The following is an 18541-nucleotide window of genomic DNA, read 5'->3' as shown; positions in this document are numbered from 1 at the left end:
GGGGTGTGCGGTTTTTAATCGCACACCTTTTTGTTTTAATCGATTTTGCTAGATTAAGGAGGGATTTATATGCTGCCGGACACTCCACAGGCACAGCACGATCGACAGCAGCGTAAATACCGCAGTACGCGCGTACGTCACGAGGATCAAGTGTTAGTGCCTATAGATGAGAAAACGGGGCAGACGTCGTCTAAAAAGGCCAAGGAAGGTGAACAGAAGGTTCAAAGAGATCGCAGCAATGCTATAATGATGCTATTCTTGATTCTGTGTCTGTCCCTTATTAGTTATGCCTTGATTCGTGAATTTCATGGGTCTAGTTCAGTGGTGGATCCTGGTCAATATATTGGATCTGCAGGGTTCTTGGTGACAGAGTGAAAAAGAGAAATTGCAGTAACAGCTAAGTAGGTTTTACATAGTTGTGGGGAACAAGTGATCAATATAATTCAGAGGAGAGATATTTTTGAAGTTTTGGACTGTGCAACATAGTGATGTAGCTAGATCTATTTTAGAAAACCATACGTATGAATGTGATTTTAGCGTAACTCATCCATTTGAAAAGTATCCAAACATGAAGATAGTTTATCCTATAGTGCTTAAGGAATATAGAGAGCGAAACGGGGTAGACAGTCCAGGGCTTATATTCGGATTTAGCCACCTCGGTAGGACGGAATTGCGTAATTACACTCATTTTTATGAGTTTTTCTGTGCATCAGGGGCAACGGCTATTGGTTTTAAATTCTGGGAGCCTACGTATTGTCTATTAGAGCTTGAGATTCGTGATTATATTGATGTAACCCCTATAGGTTACAATGACTTTGTTAAGCTAGAAATCGAAGCTAATAATGAGCTTGAATCTATCGACATTTTTAATCAAACTGAGGAAGTACCATTCTACCAACAAATAGCTGATATTAAGGAACATTTTAGAAGAGGTAAAGTGATTGAAGATTGGGTCGTCCAAGTTCATACTCACATGATATCCAAAGACAATATTGTTGGAATCTATCCCATGTTTGATTATCGGACGGGGATGACTTATAGAATGGATCCTAGTTTTGAGGAACTTAAAAACGTTTTACAATTAGACTGATGAAATGATCAAATAAGAAAGCCTAACTCCACGATGGAGTTAGGCTTTCTTTGCTTAATTAGTGTGTTACTTCCGCTTGGAAATCATCTTTATAGGACTTATCGGCATTGAAGAATACAATGTCGCCGTCTCTCAAAGCGAAGGTTCTTCCCCAGGAGTCCTGCACGCTGCGGCTGAAGCCTTCCATCGTCCACTGATTCATTAGCGGGGCATTGATGTACTGCAGGTGAGGCTGGCTCAGGTTACCGTTTTTAATACTTTCTATATTGAAGTTAAGGATAATGTATCCATCCTTCAAGAAGACGGGATCACGTTTGGTTAAGGCTCCGTTCGTCCGGCTATACTCGGCCAAGTTGGTTCCAGCTTTTACGACGTAAGGATCTCCAGGCAAGGAATACTGACCATACCATTTCTGCACGGCGGCGTTTGCTCTGGCCATGTCAACAGAGGGAGGAATGTTAGTCTTTGGTCCAACTAACGTCCGGATCTGTTCTGGAAGGAGCATCAAGCTAAATCCCCCAACAGGTGTTTTCTCCTTCGTGAATCGGCGAATGTAGTCTGCGATAAATAAATCGCGGCTTACGCCGTTCATTTCGGCGAAGGTATAGTAGTTGTCGTATTTGTATCGAGCGGTGTCCGTTAGCTCTTCTTCAGGTACATTTCTAAGGCGATCATTCAAGATGACATACCGTTCCTCAGTATCTTCTTTAGAACCAACTTTGATAAATTTTCGATGATCATCATCGTAGTAGAGATCTACCGCTGTTTTTGTTTTACCGTCACGGCTCACGTACATGAAACTTGGCGTGATACGAATACCATCCTGCTTGCTGAACATATTTCCCTTCGTTCTGAGGTCAAATTTAACGTGATATCCTGTTTTGACCGTTACGTTTTTGGTACCCTCTAACGGGTTTTTACCTGGCAGGATCGGCAGCGTAAAGGGTTGTCTGTTTCCACGAGCTGCGCCATCGATGCCAAGCAAGCCTGTCCAATAACTATTGCCAGTCGGTGTGAGGCTGCCTGACTGTGTCCGGAATACCATTTCCCAGTTATAGTCCGCGATGTCCGTAATGTGGAAATCATACAGACGACCAATGACCTCAACATCGACGGTATCCGATGCCACATGGTTGATGAGGTCGAAGTTTGCATCCTGCTGGGTTGGTCTTACGTCTGGAGCGTTCTCAGCAATGTTTCGGTAGAAAACCGTGTAGTCCCCCTCATCGACCCATACAGGGAGGAAGAACTCCGTCGTGAGCTGTGGAACCGGGATATTAATCCAGGTGTTCTTCGGATAAAAAGTAGACTTATCTGCAGAATACACATCGAACGGGAAGTAGACTTCTTTACTTCGGAAATATTTTGCATAATCCCGATTCCCGTATCCAGGATAATTTAGATGCTGACCGCTTGTTGGAATGGTCACAGTGAATGGACGATCAAGAATGAAGGCCATTCGACTATAATTCGGTGTTGTCTTTTGGTTGTGAGGTTGATCATCAGATGCCGATGAGTAGTTCACAACGGGCGTATGCACCGTTACCGGGTTAATACCACCTATTGGATAGGTATCGCCCGGAGGGGCGTTATAATTAGCGCTGAGCTCCTTATACTTGATCTTACCGCTACTAGGTTCGCTCTGTTTATTTATTTTGCTGCTTGGAATCATATTTCCTGGGCTGTACAGTACGTCTCTACCAATTATTTTCGGGTCAGGTAGCCGCGTCGGATCTTGTGTCTTTTTATCTACAACGCTGCCATTCATTAGTGTTTGGCTATTGAAAACAAGGGTGTCGTTGTTGACTTTGACTTCTTTAATTTTGCTTTCGGTCAAGGCTTGTAACTCGGCGCTTTCGCTGGAAGGGATAGATGGTCTTGATTTTCCTCCATTTAACGTTTTGGATGGAGCCGTATAGTTACCAGGCCCAGGGTCTGGTACATATTTACCTTCACGGGTCAGTGTGACAATGGGTGGGACATAACCGGCTGGATGAATCGTTATGATTTCGCCATTGAAGGCATAGTTCTTCAGCTCAGCACTGTCGATCTCATAAACACCGAGTTTATCGACAACCCAATAGGATAGTGTCCGCTCAACATGAATTGGATAATTTTTTGTTTCGTTCGCTGTTTGTGGATCTGGTACTGTAGTCGTTCCTTTTCCATCGGCAGTTGGAACAGTCTTTCCGGGATCCCAGTTGAGTGTATAATCTCGTGTTACGGTTATATCATAGGTACATACTCCAACTTTTTCTTGGAACTTATACTGGTGTAAATATTCATTCGCGAGAACATTTCCGTACAGACTTTCGGACGTTGGAATTCCTAGAAGGACATCAAACATTTCACGGTCACGTTGATCCGCTTTGATTACCGCGCTCGCGTTTGGTGTCATTTTTTCGCCTTCGATTACTCGTCCATCTGTGATGGTACAAGAGTTTTGCGGGTCTTTGGGCGGCGGGCCATCGTCCGTGTAGATTAAATAGTGATCTGGGTACTGGTATGTGAATGACGAGAATGTGTAGTTATATGCTGCATAATAATAAATCATTGCTTGTGCATTTGGTTTCTTTGGGTCGTATTTAACCATATCGGCGGAACTGTTTGCTCTAACATAATACTTTTCCCCGTCAGCGTAGTGTTCCTGTGTAAAGGTTATTGTCGCAAAATCCAAGCTTCTTGTGGGGCCGTCAGTAGCATTTTTCTCAAGACCTGCGAGGATTTCAGTAACTACTGTTGTGGGATGCGCCTTGCCGGTAATTTTGAGACTTCCAGTGGATACATCTTGATCGTAGTCAACAATTACGCGTTTTTCTGAAGGAGTACTTGGATTCTGTTGACGAATAATATTAGATCGGTCATCGATGAAATCTTTTTCGAATTGAAGATTTACTCCGTCAATTGTACTAAAAAAGGGTTTATTACGAGAGTATTTGATAGTCATTTTTATTTTCCGCCCAGGAAATTCACGGTGTTCTTTTCCGTTAATAGGCTCTGTACCGATTTCTTTATCCGTTAGAGAGCTAATTCCTTGCCATGTTTCTCCCTCTAGGTCAGCGAACCAATTTCGTGTTTCACCGCGACTCCATGCGAAATACGAACCGGAAGATCCGTTTTTTTCGGACAATACTTCGTGCTTCTCACCGTTAAATGAAACTGTTTGATTAAAAGTCTGCGCATTGACATCAATGGTTTTAACAACTTGGTTCCCTTTATAAAATTCAATTTTTTGAATCTTATTATTTGCTCCTACATCTTCAGAGATTGTAACAGTATCCGTAGGTTTTTTTGAGAAAATTAAAGATCCTTTTTGTGGATGTTTCTTTGCACCGTCATTGTATGATAAATCCTTTTTTATTGGAGCTGCAGCTTCAAGCTTTCCCGCTATTGGAAAAAAAACACCCAGTATGCCGCTCGTGAGAAGCAGCACACTGAGTCCGACAAGTATTAGCCGTCGTCGGTTCTTTTGCATTAGCGAGTTCCTCTAAGGCTAAGAGGACTGATTTCGCTGAACAGATTCCCAGCCGCAGGGGTTTGCAATATGATTTCCAAATTTCCGTTTGTTTGTACAGTTCCGCTTTTTGGGATAATTACAGCAGGGATGTCTGTTCGATCATTACGATAAATACTCGCTGTTTTATTCAAAACCCCTTTATTGAAGAATGCATCAAGATTAGGACTATCAAAGCCATCAACGCGGAATCTTAAATTAGTATTAGGATTATATTTTTTTGTATCTTTGTTAAACACCGTCCCACCTTTGAAGTAGAGGACGTAGCTATTTTTCTGGTCTTTAACCATCAGGTTGGTTATAGAAGGACGGTTGTTAAACCATTTTAGTGTATTGATTGGTGCGATCAGACCAAGATTCGGATCATTTGGATCAGCCAGATCAATAGCGACCAATGCTTCAAGCTTACCTTGATACAGTCCATCCTTTGATGTAATAGTCATCAGATTTTTATTCCACATTTCCTCGACAGACGACTTACCCGCTTGTTTCACGTCAGAGTCCGGTGTAACCCACTTTTCTGGCATCACCGTGAAGATGTTGGTACCGTGCCATACAATCTCTGCGTTACCAACTGCATACTTATCGACATCCAGGGACGCGCCGGTGTTCTTCGAAAGGATCCGCTCGATGAGCACAACCGCTTGCGCACGAGTGGTCAGTCCTTGTGGAGCAAGCTGACCTTTACCCACGCCTTTAATCAGACCCGATTTAGTTGCAAGATACATCCACTTGTCATTTTCTTTTGTTGTTTCTCCGATCGCTCGAGCTGCTACGCGAGACATTTCTTCGCGTGTCATGACTTTCGTCCACGCTGCATCGGAATTTGAGAAGTCGGTAGATGCGTATAGACCGGCTTTGTTTGCCGCGTTCACATATTCTACGTACCATTTACCGTTTGCTTGAGTAGTGTCAATGTTCATGGCTGACACGACCATTTTGACAAACTCGGCGCGTGTAACGCTGGCATCTGGCTTAAAGGTACCGTTGGTATACCCATCGATGTAGCCCTTGGATGTACCTTTTTCAATGGCGCTAGCAGCCCAGTGAGTCGCTTTAACGTCCTTAAACTGCGACGTGGCAGCTTGTACATTAGATGTTGTGCTACCCATTAAACCAAGCGTGAGTGTTGCTGCTAAGGCGATACCTGCGATTTTCGTGAATTGTTTTTTCATATGATTCGCTCCTTTGATGGAATTAATTTTGGAAGAACTCCTACTTCGATCTATTATTCGGTTGCTACTGTCTGCGACATTTCAGGCACTTATGTCGCGTCAGGGGCAACGAGAGGGGAGACTCCGGTTTTTCGAGACAATACGATTGGGAGGAATTCCCTCTCATTTCTTATATCGTCAACATAGGCTAATGTGTTTGCTTTTCTACTTACTGAGAGGGAAATAACCATACCGCGCTGCATCTCGCTCGCTATCAAATCGTTCTTCTACACGGCCAGGTAACTTCGAGGCATCACGATCGTAATACTTGATTCCTGTTCTTGGATCGGTAGTAGCGTAGAGTGTTTTCTTCTTTTGTAGTCGTCCGCCACCAAAAGCGTAGTTGTTATACGCTTGATCTCCTACGGGTATGCCTTGTACGAAGGCGACAATACCGATATCATCGATTCCGTTGTCCCATTCCTCCTGAGAGATCTGGGGCAGGGTGAAGATGTAATCTACCCCGTAGCGCGTAGCGTATTGATTATGGCGGTTAATCACGTAAGCTAGATCGTTCTGAATGCCGTTGATAATCGTTTGTCTACGAACACTTTCAAACGTTTGGGGATCTTTTAATAGGTTAATTTGAGTTTGGCCAGCAACTTCGTGTCGTTTCCCCTGAATCCAACGATCAGAGCTCTTATTATAGCTTTTGACGAAATCATCGAGTGAGAACTGTATGATGTTGCCTTGAGCATCAGAATAGGAATAAGGCTTCTTTGGTGACCAAACGGGGCGGAGCTGGGTCTGCCCCTTAGAATCAACGAAAGATTCGGTAGAATACACGTAATACCCATCATAATCGATGACCAAAATCGCTGGTATGTATCCGGCAAGGTTTCCAACGGCAATCGCATCACCGTTAATATCAAAGTTTAAAGCAAGTGTGCGGTAAAAACTCTCAACTGCGCGTTCTTTATTTGCTCTGAAGAATTTCTTCGAACCATAACCAGGTTCGTAATCTTGATTGACCGTATCGTTCATGACGTTAGCTGCATCCTGAACTGCGGTTTTCATCATAACGTCATATCGATTAGTAAGTTGAATAGAGTTTTCTAGGTCATTTAAACGCATTGATGATATCTGAAATAAAGGAAGAAAGATCAAAACAAAAATAAGAGAAAAATTAATAATCTTCATTGAGAACCATTCCTTTATAGTTCATTAAAACGGTGGCAGCTTGTCCGGTATTGTCATTCATGAGAAAGTCCCAAAGTTGTGTAGCGGCTGTTCGGTTGATATTGGTTAGATTAATACCGATGTAATCGCCAACCTGCATGACGTAGCGTCGTGACTTATCCTCGGTTGGTAAACTGTTATTAGGAAACATGACGGGCATGATTTGATCGTTGTAATAGGCACTGTAGTAGGTGGTGAAATCACCTTGAAATGTAGCTGGGTTTGCTGGGTCACTATAGTTAGGACTAGTTAGCTTATGCAAGTGTTCAAGCTTTACATCATATTGATTGCCTGTAGCGGCCAGTTGTCGATTAAAATCTTCCCACATCTGCGGTGTGATATATCCTTTGGTTCTTGCACTATCAATGAACTGAGTCGATGCGCTTTGGACAATAGTATTTGCTATCTTGTCTTGGCTACGTGCTTGTTCATAGAGTGGGTAAAAGACAAGTAGGAAAATAGCCAGTAAAGCGGCGAAAGCGCCGGTTACGTATTTCATAAGGTCTACGGCTCCTTTTTAGTTCTTACATGCTGCTGAAAGAAACTTTAAGTATATAGCCTGACTCGTCACGGCTGTAAGTTGCTTTGTATCTTTGATTTAAGTTAATAGGTGTTGGGTTGAATGAAGTGTAATTATCTAATTTGCTGTAAAGTACACCACCAACTTCAATATCCATGTCGCGTTCTTCAGTACGAATCAAGTTGACGATCATAGAGCCACTGTAGACTTCTTCCCCAGGTATGGCGATTTTTGCTTTAACTTGTCTATCGTTTTCTGCATTGAGTTTATAAGCTAATTTTGTCCCTTCATTTATTGATTCGACTGTTTTCACAGCGTAGGTACCTGTACCAAGAAATAGAAAGAAACCAGCGGATAGAAGCATGAAACTACGAATATTTGAATTCATTTGGAACCTCCTTAGATCTTCATAAAGAGAGTCGCTTCCCTAGTTTAATCGGGGAAGCGACGGGGAGGGGATTAGAATTATTTAGTTTGTTTAAAAATAATACCTCGGACTACGTTGTTGGCATCTCGTACAACAGAAGCTTTGAATTTCCCCGATGGGTTGATGTAGTTAACATCAGCTTCATCTAATGCCGGTCCTAATTTAGTGTTATTGGTTACACCTTCTATATTTCCTGTGTCTTGATTGAAAGTATTACCATAGTATGTCAATCCGCCTTTACCTGTTTGAACAAAAACACCAAATTGAGTTTCGTTATTAAATTGTCTAACGGCATTCATCACCTGGCTACCAGTCATCGTTGTGTTTTCGTATACGTTGTAACGTGTCTGAGAAAGTTGAGTTTGAATGCTTGAAAATTGAGTTTGTCCTTCTTTTACAGCATCGGTTGACGAAATGAAGAGAGTCACGACGATCGTGATGAGTGCAATTGTCAAAAATACTCCTGCACCAATTTTTAGAGCTGAGGTTGCATTACTTCCCATGAATGATAATCTCCTTTAGATATAAGTATGTTTTGTAAATAAAATAGAATTTAGCTTTAATTACTAGAGACCCATGAGTGTAACCAGTAGGCCTTTCATTTGCGTGAACGATGTATACAGGAAAGGAACAACGATGTATCCCCCAAGCATGAAATAGATTGGAATGAAACCGATATCTCTTCCCCAGTTTGCTTTACTCTCGATTAAGCGGTTCAGAATTTCTTTCTTTTGTTCACGATAGTACTCTTGTTCCATTTCTAGATCTTCAAATGCTTCTTGAATTGATATACGCTCAACGCTGTTTTCTAGACGTTCAACGAGACGCACGAATTCAGGGTAAGGCGCGTCTTCTTTGAGCCTTTGAATCGCGAAGATAGCTCCACTATCATAATCATTCATACACCGTTGTAATGCTGGTTTGAAGATCGTGCTAAATCGTTCCATCCATTGGAGAATCATTCGAACGTCTATCCGGTCTAATTGACTTAGAATAGAGATCAACATCCGGAATTGTTCGACTTCATTTTGCATGTCAATGCGACGGAATTTTCGTTGAAACAGCATCATCCAGATTGGAGCATAATAAGTAAGTATCCCTAGGGCTAACGCAATTACAAGCTCGTACCACTTGAAATACTCAGTATCCAGTCGTTCAACTTTAGATACGATACGGCTTATAGTTTGGTTAATTTCTGCTGCGCTCGTAGTTTCGCCCGTTTCTTCGACGGTTTGTCTAATGCGTTCTTTGAGTGCTGCATCGCCTCCTTTCAAATTTTCCATGACGTGTCTATCAAATTCTGTTTTAGCAACAGCTGATGCTTGTTCTTCTGGTGAGATCTGGCCGATCATGAGCCCGTCGTCACTGTAAGTGGGCGCGTTCAGAATTTGATGAGTTGTATTGAGATGCAGAGCAACAAAAATAATTATGGTTAAAATCACTGTGCTTACACTGAGTAATAATCTTCGAACCATCAGCCATTGGATCAATAGCGGTGAATTAGAATCTTTAATGAGTTGTGTCGTTAAGAAATATTTTTTGGTATGTGGACTAGGAACGAAACGGTCGATGATCGGTTTTATGAATTTCATTTCGTAAATCTTTTTTTCCCAGCGTTTACGAGATGGTTTTGGGATAAATTTAGATTCTTCCGTTTCGGCTAGCTTTCTTACCAGTAGATAAGCGATAAGAGAAACTGTAAACATGGAGAGCTGAATAATATAACCAATTCGGCTGCTATAGAATTCGCTCATCTTTGGAAAATATGTTTCTGCCCATGTTTGAACAGGAAAGGAGAGCAGAATAGGCGCTAGGGCGATGACCGTTAGACTGTTGAGCAAATAGTTCAAACGATCTTGCCGCAGAATGTCATTGTTAATGTCCTGCACAAATTTACTGATCGCTCCGAGATATAAGGAACCTTTGCTCGTAGTTTTGTCTCCAAATTCTCGAATCATGTTTGAAATACCAGTAAAAACTTTTAAATAGCGGTTTGGAGCAACTTCATAGTAAGCGTTTAGTGCTCGCTCGGGGTTCCGTGCAGTGAGTACGCGATGTATTCGTTCTCCATGTAGTTTCATATCGTGAACTGCAATTTGAGCTGCTTGGTAAACAGAATCATCAATATTCTTAGTTGATTGATACTGTGCACGGGTATCTTCGAGAAATATTCGGAAATCTCGTTGTAATTGACGCTCGATTCTATGTACGAAGACATCGATGAGCATGCCATTCAAAACGATGGTTCCAATGATACCAAGTAGGATCATAACTAAGCTTTTCCCAAATAAAGAGAATGCTAAGATCAAGAAAAACGTAATAAGAAGGATGATGTAAGTGATTCGCATCGTTTCTTTTCGAAGTGTGAACTCATTATAGGGGTTCACTACAGCTATTCTTTGTCGTATGCGCCTTACTTGTGTCCCGAAAATAGGAATTCGGGACGAGTAGACATATGACTTTTGATAAAATTCGACGAGTTTTGGATGATCTTTACGTGAACCTCGTCTTTTTTGTGCCATCCATTGCCCGGCATTCATCCGTTCTATGCGAGCTCTTGTTTTTCGTTTGTTAAGATAGAGGATGAGCATGATAATGCCGAAAATAAGAAGGTACCCCACAACAGATAGCCAAAGGATCGTGGTTAATTTCATGATGCTTCTGGCCCCCAGTACTGATCTAGGAAATCATGGAATGCTGAAGCGTCTTCCTTCGTCATTTTTGAAGCCATCGCTTTGACTTTAGTTGGTGACGGCCGATTGACTGGAACATAACCACCATTTTTATATTCAATGATGTTATTTGCTTTCCAAGGTTTGCTGGTGATTTGTTGATAGTAGTGCAGTTGGCCAAGTGCAGTCGCTTTTTGATGATCAATCTTATTTTCACTCAGATCTTTTGCGATTTGAGCGAACTGGCTATTATCTTGGTTGATTAGAACACATTCTGTGATGCGTTCAATATAACGTGTACCATTCTGTTCTTTTTCCAGATGGACATCAAAATTGATTACTTTCGCAACTTGTTCTTCAGCACTTCGTTCATCACTAAATGTTCCAGTTTTAAGGAGTGAGTTCCGTAGGGACTCAACTAAATCTCTCATCGTTTTAGCGTGATGACTGAATATGGTGAATCTACTTGCGACTTGAGCCATTTGAATAATCCAAGCAGCAACAGCATCGGTTGCAACCTCGCCGGCAATACTTACAGAACCATCGGTTTTCTTCGAGAGATCCATACCTTCTTGGCCAGAGATTTTATCCGTTTCTCGGAAAGAGAGTATATTCCGATTAGGGTACAGTCGCCGGAGATGCAGCTCGAATGCCAGTTCTTGAATCCGGAGTGGAAACATTCCATAGATTGATTTGACAAGTGCCATCATCAGAGTCGTTTTACCTGAACCCTGTTCACCTGTTACTGCAGTAACCTGTTCACCTTTCATTAAGAAATCGAGATATTGGATGACCATGTCTGCATTTTTCACGCGGTTTGCAGCTAAGAGGCGCTCGATAACGAGATTTGGTAAGTCAAACTTCCGGATAAAGAAAGCCCAACTTTCAGCAAAGGGAGGACGGACAACAACAACGCGAGATCCGTCATGCATATCGTTAACAATGAATGCTTTTGCTTCTGAAAGTTGTCCTGGATTACCGTGTTTGTAAACATTTTGACATACGCGTCGAAGTTCAAGTTCTGAACCAAAACTCAGAAAAGAGAGATGAACTGACTTACCTCGATAGAAAATCCAAATGCTCTCATAGCCTAATGGAAGTCTTTCATGCATACCGTTCATCATTTCAATCTCATGTTCAACGGTGTTCATATTTACTGGTATTCCCGATACACCACCAGATACGCCGTCTATGGTTTGATCTCGAATTTCATCGATGGCACCAAAACCTTTGTATTTTTGATAAACACGTTGAACGATGATGTGAAATTTGTCCTCAAACGAAAGTTGAGGATTCTCCTTGTGATAGATGTCCCTAATCTCCTCACCGGTAATGATGTAGGAGGGAGTGTCACCCTTTTCAATGACTCGTTTGAGTCGCGCAAGATCATATGTCTCTATCAACTTACTGAGTCCATCGAAACCGTGTTTTTGTTTATAAAGGTAGAGCAATATTTCAAATTTATCTTGATCACCAAGTAGTTCTTCATCGTCAAATGGCAGAACCTGATTAATGTTTTTTTCAGTGATGCCATAGTTCCGAGATAAGATATCGTGCAGGAACTCTTTTACATATAACTTATCTTCGAGGCTACCTGAGTTGCAGTTATTTAACGATGTTTTAAGAATGGCAAGGTCTGCTTTACGTCGTTCATATTCTTCTAAAGAAAGACCAAGATCTAATAAGTTAGTGTTAACGTGATCGTTGGTTACTTCCGTAGCGAATTCCGTTATCGATTCCATATTTAAGTGATCGGCATCGGCATCTTGAGCGACATTTCCCGTATACGGATTTCTTCGTAAGTACAAGAACAGACCCACCGCAATTACTACGGTAATGAGACTAATAATGAGCAGATTCATCCACGGCATCAGGAAGCCCCTCTTTCTTCACCATCGATTCGTTTTATTTTTGAATCAATGCCTATTTCATCAAGAAGGAGTTTTGCTGCCCGTTGAACCTCAAAAATGAAGTCGTAGTTAGGGTGCCGACGATCAACTGCTTTATTCCCTTTATAAAAGCCTTTGGTGTCTCCGTCGTTCATTGCATCTTTAAATGTCGTGTTATAAGGGATGACTAAGCCTTTAGGACTTTTATATTTACGTGTAATGTTGACTGCCTTGTACTTAGAGCTTGAATCGTGCTGCGTGAATAGAAGCACAGTATTTTTCCCACGCAATGCGCTTGGCCAAATTTCTTTATTGAAGTAAGCGTCTAGTGATCTCTGCGACTGTGGTAAGCAAACCACAACGACGTCTGAAGCAGCAATTAGCTTTCTCGTAAGCTCGCTATCGTCACCAGCAGGGAGGTCAAGCATAACGATGTTGTAATATTTTCTTGCTTGTTCGAAAACGGATCGGATGAGGTCTGATGCAGATTCAAGTAATGTAGCGTCTTTTTGATCTGAACTGCTAAGCAGATCCAGTCTTTCTTTTTCAATGATCTGTGCATTGTTTTTGACAGCACCGCCTTCAAGCTTTCCGCTCCTTGCGATTCGTAGCACAGCGTCAATTCCTGTTCCAGATATACTTCGACTCCCAGTCACTTGACTGAGCGTCCGACTGAAGTTGTTGAGGGAACGGGAGAAGGCATGTTCCAATGATGATTCACGATTCTCGGTCTGAGCGATTAAACACCGAATGTGATATTCGCTTCCCAGTGAGGCTGCTATAGCTGCCATACTGCTAGTTTGACCGCTCCCTCGATAAGGACTCCAAAACGCGATTTGTCCCAATGTTATTTCCTCCTCTCCGCTTGCTTATAGTGTTGAGCAGCACTCTTGGCATCAGTACCATCTACCACTTGAACCATCTTAGTAATAAGGTGTCGCATATCAGATGATAGCTGCTTCATGTGAAGCTTGCTGGTGTACTGGTTGTTGATTTTTTGTGTTCTGTCACGATCTTCGGGCATGTAACTAAGAGTCTCTTCCCAGATGATTGGATGAGTAGATAATAGTTCGTCGATATATGCTTCACCAGGTGTTCTTGCATCCTCAATAAGTAACTTATAGAAGGGGAGAGTATTAGATGAAATACCCTTTGTAAATTGCTGAATCAAGAATTCACCACGCATAATCGATGTTATATCCATGCTAGTGACAAAGAAAAAACGATACGTTGACCTGTAAACAGGCAATCGATCAGCATCGTCGATGTCGTATAGCACATGATCATAGGCACCAATCCGTTGCTTATTCAATTCATCTTCGGAGCCGGTAAAGACATCAAATCCGTCATACGTGACAATGCCCGGCTCGTCCTCGATCCGGGGAGTTAAGTAATGATAATGTTGTCTCTTCGTAGCGTCTACGAGAAGAACTCGGCGGGTTATGGATAGAACTTTTGCTAAATAGAATAGCAAGTCGCTTTTCTCATAATCACCGATAAAATACGCCTTTTTCATCGTATCACCATCTTGCTAATTATTTGTGTTGCTGCCATCATCTACGAACTGTTGATCAGCCGTTTGATCCTCGGTGAGTGGATTAGTTTGCGTATCCGGATTAATCGTAGATGCATTTTGCTTGTTACTGAGATACTTCTGGATTTGTTCAGGCGTCAACAAATTCAAGTTTTGTTCTAGTTTCTGCCGGAGCCTGCGTTCGAGTTCTGTTGTAGCTTTTTGCACGATGTTTGGATCGCTTTGAATCAGATCGAGAACAGCTTGGTTTGCTGGATATGTAACCTTGGCTGCTTGTTGAATACCTGGTTCAACATAGCTCAGTGAGTAGATGGATGCATCATTGAGCCAGGCGTCAACGATAGCTGAAGACATTCTTAGGATTTCTTCTTCAGTCATGGTGTGCCAAACGGTTCCGTTGGCCAGATCCTCAACTTGTTTTTTGGATAAAACGATAAAATCTTCACCGGTTGGGAACTTGACCCGGACGTCTACATAATCGTTCTTTTCAAGTTTAGTAGGCAATTCTATCAACCTAAACTCTTGGTTCCGTAAGTCTTGAGGAGTTACCCCGTTCTCATAAAACATACCTTCAGTGAGGGGTGTACCCGCTGTTAGACCAATCTTGGTATATTTACCGATCGCACTTTCATCTACAATCGCATCTACAGGTACTTTGCCTGCCTCGATCGACATGTATTCTAGATCCTCAGTTCGGATTTTTTGACCTGGTTTGATGTTTGTGGTCAATCCGTATACAAGCGTTTGACTGCTGGAAAGTTGAGCAACCTGTGCTTCATATTGAGCAATTTCTTGTTCATGTTTTTGATTCAAGTTATGAACATAGAACCCGCCAATTCCCGCGAAGGGGACAAACACAATAGCTGCTCCAATTAATGCAGGGATGAGCTGCTTGTTTTTGCGTAAGCGAATTTTCGCCATTTTGATCTCCCTTCGATCGTGTCCTTTATTTTCACGATCATCTGATTCATAAGTCATAGGTCGATAAACATAAGACCGATAAATAAAAAAAGCTACTACAATTTATCTTTGATTTTTGTAAGAAATTATCTTAACTCCTCTCTACACACAATGATATAGAACTTTTATTAGTCTATATCAATTAAACAATTTAGTAAATATTGTTTTGATGTTTGTTGTTGGTTTTCGTCAAAATTTGGTAGGTGATTTGTTAAACAAAAAAGAAAACCTGCGAATAAGCGCAGGTCTTTTGAGCAAAATGGACTTGTTGTAAAACTATGGTCCTAGATTTAATCACTATTTAGGGTATACAAAAAAAGAAAAGCCTCCCCGTTATGAGGGGAGGCTTTGGTCTTTACTGAGTTCATCAACTATCTCAATAAGCATTTTTGCATAGGTGCTGTTCAAACGATTATGGAAATAGGCTTCAACATGCTCTTTGAATACATCTATACCATGTTGGAGGTAATTCCCTTGTAGTAACTCACTTTCAATATCTAGTCGGAGTACCGTGATGATCTCTTGTTCTTCAGCAACGTTGTTATCGACTTCTTCGATCCAATGATCGATATTATCAATGACAAGCGCGGTGTAGGGCTGATCGATAGCTAAGGTTTTAGATGAAAGAATATTCTGATTAATCGCGTTGAGTGCTAGATAGTTCATGGTTACAAGTGACAAAGAGAGTAGCTTGCTGTTCATATATAACATCCTTCCATTAATTTATCTTTCTGAAGATACGTATAATTCAAAACGGCAAGTGAGAGTAGGCAACTCGTTGCCGTTGTTGTTGTTTTTAATGGTGATGTTTTCACCATCTGAGGAAATGGCTTGATACTCCTTGCCTTCCGTTAATAAGTCCCCGGCTTCTCGATTGTCGATGCAAGTTACTGTAATCATATGTGTACCCCCTTAGGTGAAGATTATTTAATTATTCAATAAGTTGATTGGCGAATGTCATAGACTATCGCTATAGGCTTTAGAGGCATTTACAGATTGTTTTGAAAATAAAAAAAGCCACAGGATATGCTCCTGTGGCTTGTGTTTGCTTATACTTCGAGAGGGGCTTCCTCTTGCGGTTCTTCTTTAGTACCTGGAGTACTGTTTGCTTTAGCGGCTTTATTTGCTTTATAAGCTTCAGTGCGATCCATAACTCTCCAAACGTTTAAGTGTCCGTTGGATTCTTTAAATGTTACGGAAAGTAGATGTTTAGGTGTAAGACTCGCGTAAAATGATTCTAGTGCCTCACTGCCTTTAGCAATAAAAGCTTTCATAGTTTTGAAATGGGTCTCGCCTGTGTCTTTTTCATGGATTGCAAAACGGAAAATGGCTTGTTTGTTCCCGCCTTGAATCTCTTTGATCACTGCTTCACGAACAATACGAGCTGTTGTTTCTTGCGTTCCATTAGCTGCGTGCTCTTTCGCATACTTTGCCAGTCTTCTTTTTTGTCCTGCCGGTGTGAGATCTTGATATTTTTTTGCTTTTGCCATGATAAATCGCTCCCTTTATATATAAATGGTTTTATTTTTCGTTTGTGAGCTAAAGACGAGAGCTGCTTTCTCCGCTAAGCGATACGTCGGGTCAACATGCTTCCATTCTGTTGAGAGACAGGATGGGTTCGAATCTTAAAGGTTCTCAGGCTTTAAGGGTTCGATCTGCACTTACCGACGCAACGGGGTTCGAACCCGTGGCTGCTCCCCGCTTTAACCCACAAACAACTGTTTTAACCTGGCTACCTCTCATCCGTTTAATTGGCGACATGGATGTGTCGCGTAGTTTAAAAGGTTTGGATGATCTTATAAAACACATGGTGTTACGCACGTCGACGGTGGCTAGATACGTTATAGCTCTGATTGCGAGCTCTGTTACGTATGCCCAGAAGTTCATTTAGACTTTTTGATCTAAGTGTGTCTAAGCGCCATCCGTTCTTCGTCCACCAACTGGATAATTGGTCTACTAACATTTCTTTAGATTGAAAGTCGTTCATACGGGTTTCCTCCTAAAATAGATGCATTGGTTAATTTTCATTCTTACTTCAACCATTTATTTGGCGATCGATGGATCGCGCTTTGGCCTTTTAGGGGTTAAAGGGGAGTATGTTCGAATAAAAAAAGTCATACCGAATATGTCGATATGGCCATTTAAATTCGAACGAATTTTAGGTTTTTTGTAGAACGGGATCGCTTATTATTGGGTATTTAGTTTCCTATCTATTGCGTGGAGATTAAGTATAGTGGTAATTTGATCTGCATAATCTCGATGAAAATAACCAATTATTCCACCATGAATCTCGCTAACAATGGCATTCATTGCGCCTTCTTCTAACCAATTAATCGCATCCGTTGTATTCAAAGGTTCAAGATCTTGTGTAAAAAATGGGTGTTCACCACCATCGTATTCAGAGGCGATTTTTTCTTCATCATATCGTGTCAATTTCATTTCATTACTTTTCATTGTTAGGTTTTCCGTCCTTTAGTTTTGGTAGCTTTGATCTACGATTCTTTAAGGGTATTTCTTATAACCTTCAGATGGTCGTATCTATTAAAGTTATGTTGATGAGAATTAATTGCCTTAGAATGCAATTGTTCCTCATATGCTTTATTGGCGATCTATAGAGATCGCGTTTGTAATCACGTAAAAAAGCCATACCGGTTTTAAGTGGTATGGCTTCTTCGAACGTGCATTCAGTTATTACATAAGTTTAGTGGGAACTTGATCGATCGATGCTTATCTGCAGCTCGTCCCGCTGTAATTCTTCTCTTTTGATTAAAGTAAACGTGACTCGATCCTGGGGTAAAAGCGATAGTTGAACCATGTCAGCGATGTTGGTGTTTGTGATCGATCCATAGGAAACAAAGTGAGAGGGTATAAAGTAAAGATACGGGGTATCGCTCTCCATCGCACTAATATCCCAGATATCTGGAATTACGATAGTCATTCCTTGATTATGGATGGTAACATCCACAGATTTGGATGCCATGTTTGAAAAAAAGTGATTCAATAGATAGGTGTAATTGCTATCTATTTCACTGACAAGATCATGCATTGTTCGTTCAAAAACGGTTGCTTTCATGTTTTATCTCCTTTGAGATCTGTGTAATTTCTGATCATTATGAAACCAAATGATAATTTAAAATACAACATTGTTGTGTTTCATCATAACTAAAATTGATGCACCAAGGAAGAGACCCTCCAAAAAAAGAAACGAATCATTCGCAAATTCGAATGACTCGTTCTTTTTTTATTTGTTGTCGGCTTCCGTTACGTAAAATCGCTCTTCTGCTTGTACACGGTTAATTTTCAGGAGCTTGCAGATTTTCTGGTACCCTGCTGTAAAGATGTTAATAGAGCTGTCTTCAACGTGTTCAAACCGTATAACCACATTGTCATTAATGCTACTGCGTACTTCAATTGTCTTATTCTCCATTCTAAACCACTCCCCAGTTGTAATATTTGGACTGCTGCCGCTACGATTATTTTGCGTTTCATATTTCACTCGTTTTACCGGCGGTGACAAACCGCTTGTTTATATGAATTTGCAA

General features: G+C 41.3%; 20 protein-coding genes. 2 read left to right on the top strand and 18 right to left on the bottom strand.

Annotated elements, in window-relative coordinates; translation table 11 throughout:
- Positions 1-69 precede the first annotated feature (69 nt).
- Together ASD24_RS09800 and ASD24_RS09795 are read left to right on the top strand one after the other, a co-directional pair.
- Positions 70-375 (top strand): hypothetical protein, encoded by a 306-nt coding sequence (locus ASD24_RS09800; protein ID WP_056694966.1) that lies wholly within the window; start codon positions 70-72, stop codon positions 373-375.
- 85 nt (positions 376-460) lie between these two features.
- Positions 461-1090: a hypothetical protein gene (locus tag ASD24_RS09795; RefSeq protein WP_056694964.1), complete on the top strand. Its 630-nt coding sequence runs from the start codon at positions 461-463 to the stop codon at positions 1088-1090.
- A gap of 58 nt (positions 1091-1148) precedes the next feature.
- Here ASD24_RS09795 and ASD24_RS09790 read toward each other — a convergent pair whose 3' ends face one another.
- The 18 genes from ASD24_RS09790 to ASD24_RS09710 all read right to left on the bottom strand — a co-directional run bounded on the left by ASD24_RS09790 (position 1149) and on the right by ASD24_RS09710 (position 18426).
- Positions 1149-4565: a DUF5704 domain-containing protein gene (locus ASD24_RS09790; RefSeq protein ID WP_056694962.1), complete on the bottom strand. Its 3417-nt coding sequence runs from the start codon at positions 4563-4565 to the stop codon at positions 1149-1151.
- Positions 4565-5779, bottom strand: coding sequence for an S-layer homology domain-containing protein (locus ASD24_RS09785; RefSeq protein ID WP_056694960.1), 1215 nt, complete (start codon positions 5777-5779; stop codon positions 4565-4567). Before ASD24_RS09785 ends, ASD24_RS09790 begins: the two co-directional genes overlap by 1 nt.
- Positions 5780-5983: 204 nt before the next feature.
- The gene (locus ASD24_RS09780; RefSeq protein WP_235540496.1) at positions 5984-6838 is read right to left on the bottom strand and encodes a hypothetical protein; all 855 of its coding nucleotides are present in this window, start codon (positions 6836-6838) and stop codon (positions 5984-5986) included.
- A 106-nt stretch (positions 6839-6944) separates the two neighbouring features.
- Positions 6945-7496, bottom strand: a complete 552-nt coding sequence (locus tag ASD24_RS09775; RefSeq protein ID WP_056694956.1) for a hypothetical protein — start codon at positions 7494-7496, stop codon at positions 6945-6947.
- A gap of 25 nt (positions 7497-7521) precedes the next feature.
- A complete protein-coding gene (locus ASD24_RS09770; RefSeq protein ID WP_056694954.1) occupies positions 7522-7905 on the bottom strand; it encodes a hypothetical protein in 384 nt (127 codons plus the stop codon).
- 77 nt (positions 7906-7982) lie between these two features.
- A complete protein-coding gene (locus tag ASD24_RS09765) occupies positions 7983-8447 on the bottom strand; it encodes a hypothetical protein (protein ID WP_056694952.1) in 465 nt (154 codons plus the stop codon).
- Between the two features lie 63 nt (positions 8448-8510).
- Complete coding sequence (locus ASD24_RS09760; RefSeq protein ID WP_056694949.1) at positions 8511-10598, bottom strand: hypothetical protein; 2088 nt, start codon at positions 10596-10598, stop codon at positions 8511-8513.
- Positions 10595-12487 (bottom strand): Flp pilus assembly complex ATPase component TadA, encoded by a 1893-nt coding sequence (locus ASD24_RS09755; protein ID WP_056694947.1) that lies wholly within the window; start codon positions 12485-12487, stop codon positions 10595-10597. The genes ASD24_RS09760 and ASD24_RS09755 overlap by 4 nt, the downstream gene beginning before the upstream one ends.
- The gene (locus ASD24_RS09750; protein ID WP_056694946.1) at positions 12487-13350 is read right to left on the bottom strand and encodes a hypothetical protein; all 864 of its coding nucleotides are present in this window, start codon (positions 13348-13350) and stop codon (positions 12487-12489) included. The genes ASD24_RS09755 and ASD24_RS09750 overlap by 1 nt, the downstream gene beginning before the upstream one ends.
- A 2-nt stretch (positions 13351-13352) precedes the next feature.
- A complete protein-coding gene (locus ASD24_RS09745; RefSeq protein WP_056694944.1) occupies positions 13353-14021 on the bottom strand; it encodes a hypothetical protein in 669 nt (222 codons plus the stop codon).
- Between the two features lie 15 nt (positions 14022-14036).
- Positions 14037-14960 carry an SAF domain-containing protein gene (locus ASD24_RS09740; RefSeq protein WP_056694942.1) on the bottom strand — a complete coding sequence of 308 codons (924 nt, stop codon included), beginning with the start codon at positions 14958-14960 and terminating at the stop codon, positions 14037-14039.
- Between the two features lie 372 nt (positions 14961-15332).
- Entirely contained in the window at positions 15333-15701 is a 369-nt protein-coding gene (locus ASD24_RS09735) for a hypothetical protein (RefSeq protein WP_056694941.1), read from the bottom strand.
- Positions 15702-15722: 21 nt separating this feature from the next.
- The gene (locus tag ASD24_RS30235; protein ID WP_156395407.1) at positions 15723-15899 is read right to left on the bottom strand and encodes a hypothetical protein; all 177 of its coding nucleotides are present in this window, start codon (positions 15897-15899) and stop codon (positions 15723-15725) included.
- Between the two features lie 149 nt (positions 15900-16048).
- Positions 16049-16489 carry a hypothetical protein gene (locus tag ASD24_RS09730; RefSeq protein ID WP_056694939.1) on the bottom strand — a complete coding sequence of 147 codons (441 nt, stop codon included), beginning with the start codon at positions 16487-16489 and terminating at the stop codon, positions 16049-16051.
- A gap of 323 nt (positions 16490-16812) precedes the next feature.
- Entirely contained in the window at positions 16813-16986 is a 174-nt protein-coding gene (locus ASD24_RS30230) for a hypothetical protein (protein ID WP_156395406.1), read from the bottom strand.
- Between the two features lie 200 nt (positions 16987-17186).
- Positions 17187-17453, bottom strand: coding sequence for a hypothetical protein (locus tag ASD24_RS09720; RefSeq protein WP_056694934.1), 267 nt, complete (start codon positions 17451-17453; stop codon positions 17187-17189).
- 247 nt (positions 17454-17700) lie between these two features.
- Positions 17701-18072 carry a hypothetical protein gene (locus ASD24_RS09715; protein ID WP_056694932.1) on the bottom strand — a complete coding sequence of 124 codons (372 nt, stop codon included), beginning with the start codon at positions 18070-18072 and terminating at the stop codon, positions 17701-17703.
- A gap of 168 nt (positions 18073-18240) precedes the next feature.
- Positions 18241-18426, bottom strand: a complete 186-nt coding sequence (locus tag ASD24_RS09710; protein ID WP_056694930.1) for a hypothetical protein — start codon at positions 18424-18426, stop codon at positions 18241-18243.
- Between the last annotated feature and the right edge of the window lie 115 nt (positions 18427-18541).

The organism is Paenibacillus sp. Root52 (assembly GCF_001426865.1).
In the GTDB taxonomy this organism is placed as follows: domain Bacteria; phylum Bacillota; class Bacilli; order Paenibacillales; family Paenibacillaceae; genus Paenibacillus.
This window is presented reverse-complemented; position numbering and strand designations above follow the sequence as displayed.

What these genes read in the sequence shown, in the direction of transcription:
- ASD24_RS09765 (WP_056694952.1), bottom strand. Translation starts at nt 8,447, where the DNA reads ATGGGAAGTAATGCAACCTCAGCTCTAAAAATTGGTGCAGGAGTATTT.
- ASD24_RS09800 (WP_056694966.1), top strand. Translation starts at nt 70, where the DNA reads ATGCTGCCGGACACTCCACAGGCACAGCACGATCGACAGCAGCGTAAA.
- ASD24_RS09745 (WP_056694944.1), bottom strand. Translation starts at nt 14,021, where the DNA reads ATGAAAAAGGCGTATTTTATCGGTGATTATGAGAAAAGCGACTTGCTA.
- ASD24_RS09790 (WP_056694962.1), bottom strand. Translation starts at nt 4,565, where the DNA reads ATGCAAAAGAACCGACGACGGCTAATACTTGTCGGACTCAGTGTGCTG.
- ASD24_RS09710 (WP_056694930.1), bottom strand. Translation starts at nt 18,426, where the DNA reads ATGGAGAATAAGACAATTGAAGTACGCAGTAGCATTAATGACAATGTG.
- ASD24_RS09780 (WP_235540496.1), bottom strand. Translation starts at nt 6,838, where the DNA reads ATGATGAAAACCGCAGTTCAGGATGCAGCTAACGTCATGAACGATACG.
- ASD24_RS09755 (WP_056694947.1), bottom strand. Translation starts at nt 12,487, where the DNA reads ATGCCGTGGATGAATCTGCTCATTATTAGTCTCATTACCGTAGTAATT.
- ASD24_RS09770 (WP_056694954.1), bottom strand. Translation starts at nt 7,905, where the DNA reads ATGAATTCAAATATTCGTAGTTTCATGCTTCTATCCGCTGGTTTCTTT.
- ASD24_RS09715 (WP_056694932.1), bottom strand. Translation starts at nt 18,072, where the DNA reads ATGAAAGCAACCGTTTTTGAACGAACAATGCATGATCTTGTCAGTGAA.
- ASD24_RS09785 (WP_056694960.1), bottom strand. Translation starts at nt 5,779, where the DNA reads ATGAAAAAACAATTCACGAAAATCGCAGGTATCGCCTTAGCAGCAACA.
- ASD24_RS30235 (WP_156395407.1), bottom strand. Translation starts at nt 15,899, where the DNA reads ATGATTACAGTAACTTGCATCGACAATCGAGAAGCCGGGGACTTATTA.
- ASD24_RS09720 (WP_056694934.1), bottom strand. Translation starts at nt 17,453, where the DNA reads ATGAAAAGTAATGAAATGAAATTGACACGATATGATGAAGAAAAAATC.
- ASD24_RS09775 (WP_056694956.1), bottom strand. Translation starts at nt 7,496, where the DNA reads ATGAAATACGTAACCGGCGCTTTCGCCGCTTTACTGGCTATTTTCCTA.
- ASD24_RS09760 (WP_056694949.1), bottom strand. Translation starts at nt 10,598, where the DNA reads ATGAAATTAACCACGATCCTTTGGCTATCTGTTGTGGGGTACCTTCTT.
- ASD24_RS09735 (WP_056694941.1), bottom strand. Translation starts at nt 15,701, where the DNA reads ATGAACAGCAAGCTACTCTCTTTGTCACTTGTAACCATGAACTATCTA.
- ASD24_RS09740 (WP_056694942.1), bottom strand. Translation starts at nt 14,960, where the DNA reads ATGGCGAAAATTCGCTTACGCAAAAACAAGCAGCTCATCCCTGCATTA.
- ASD24_RS30230 (WP_156395406.1), bottom strand. Translation starts at nt 16,986, where the DNA reads ATGAACGACTTTCAATCTAAAGAAATGTTAGTAGACCAATTATCCAGT.
- ASD24_RS09730 (WP_056694939.1), bottom strand. Translation starts at nt 16,489, where the DNA reads ATGGCAAAAGCAAAAAAATATCAAGATCTCACACCGGCAGGACAAAAA.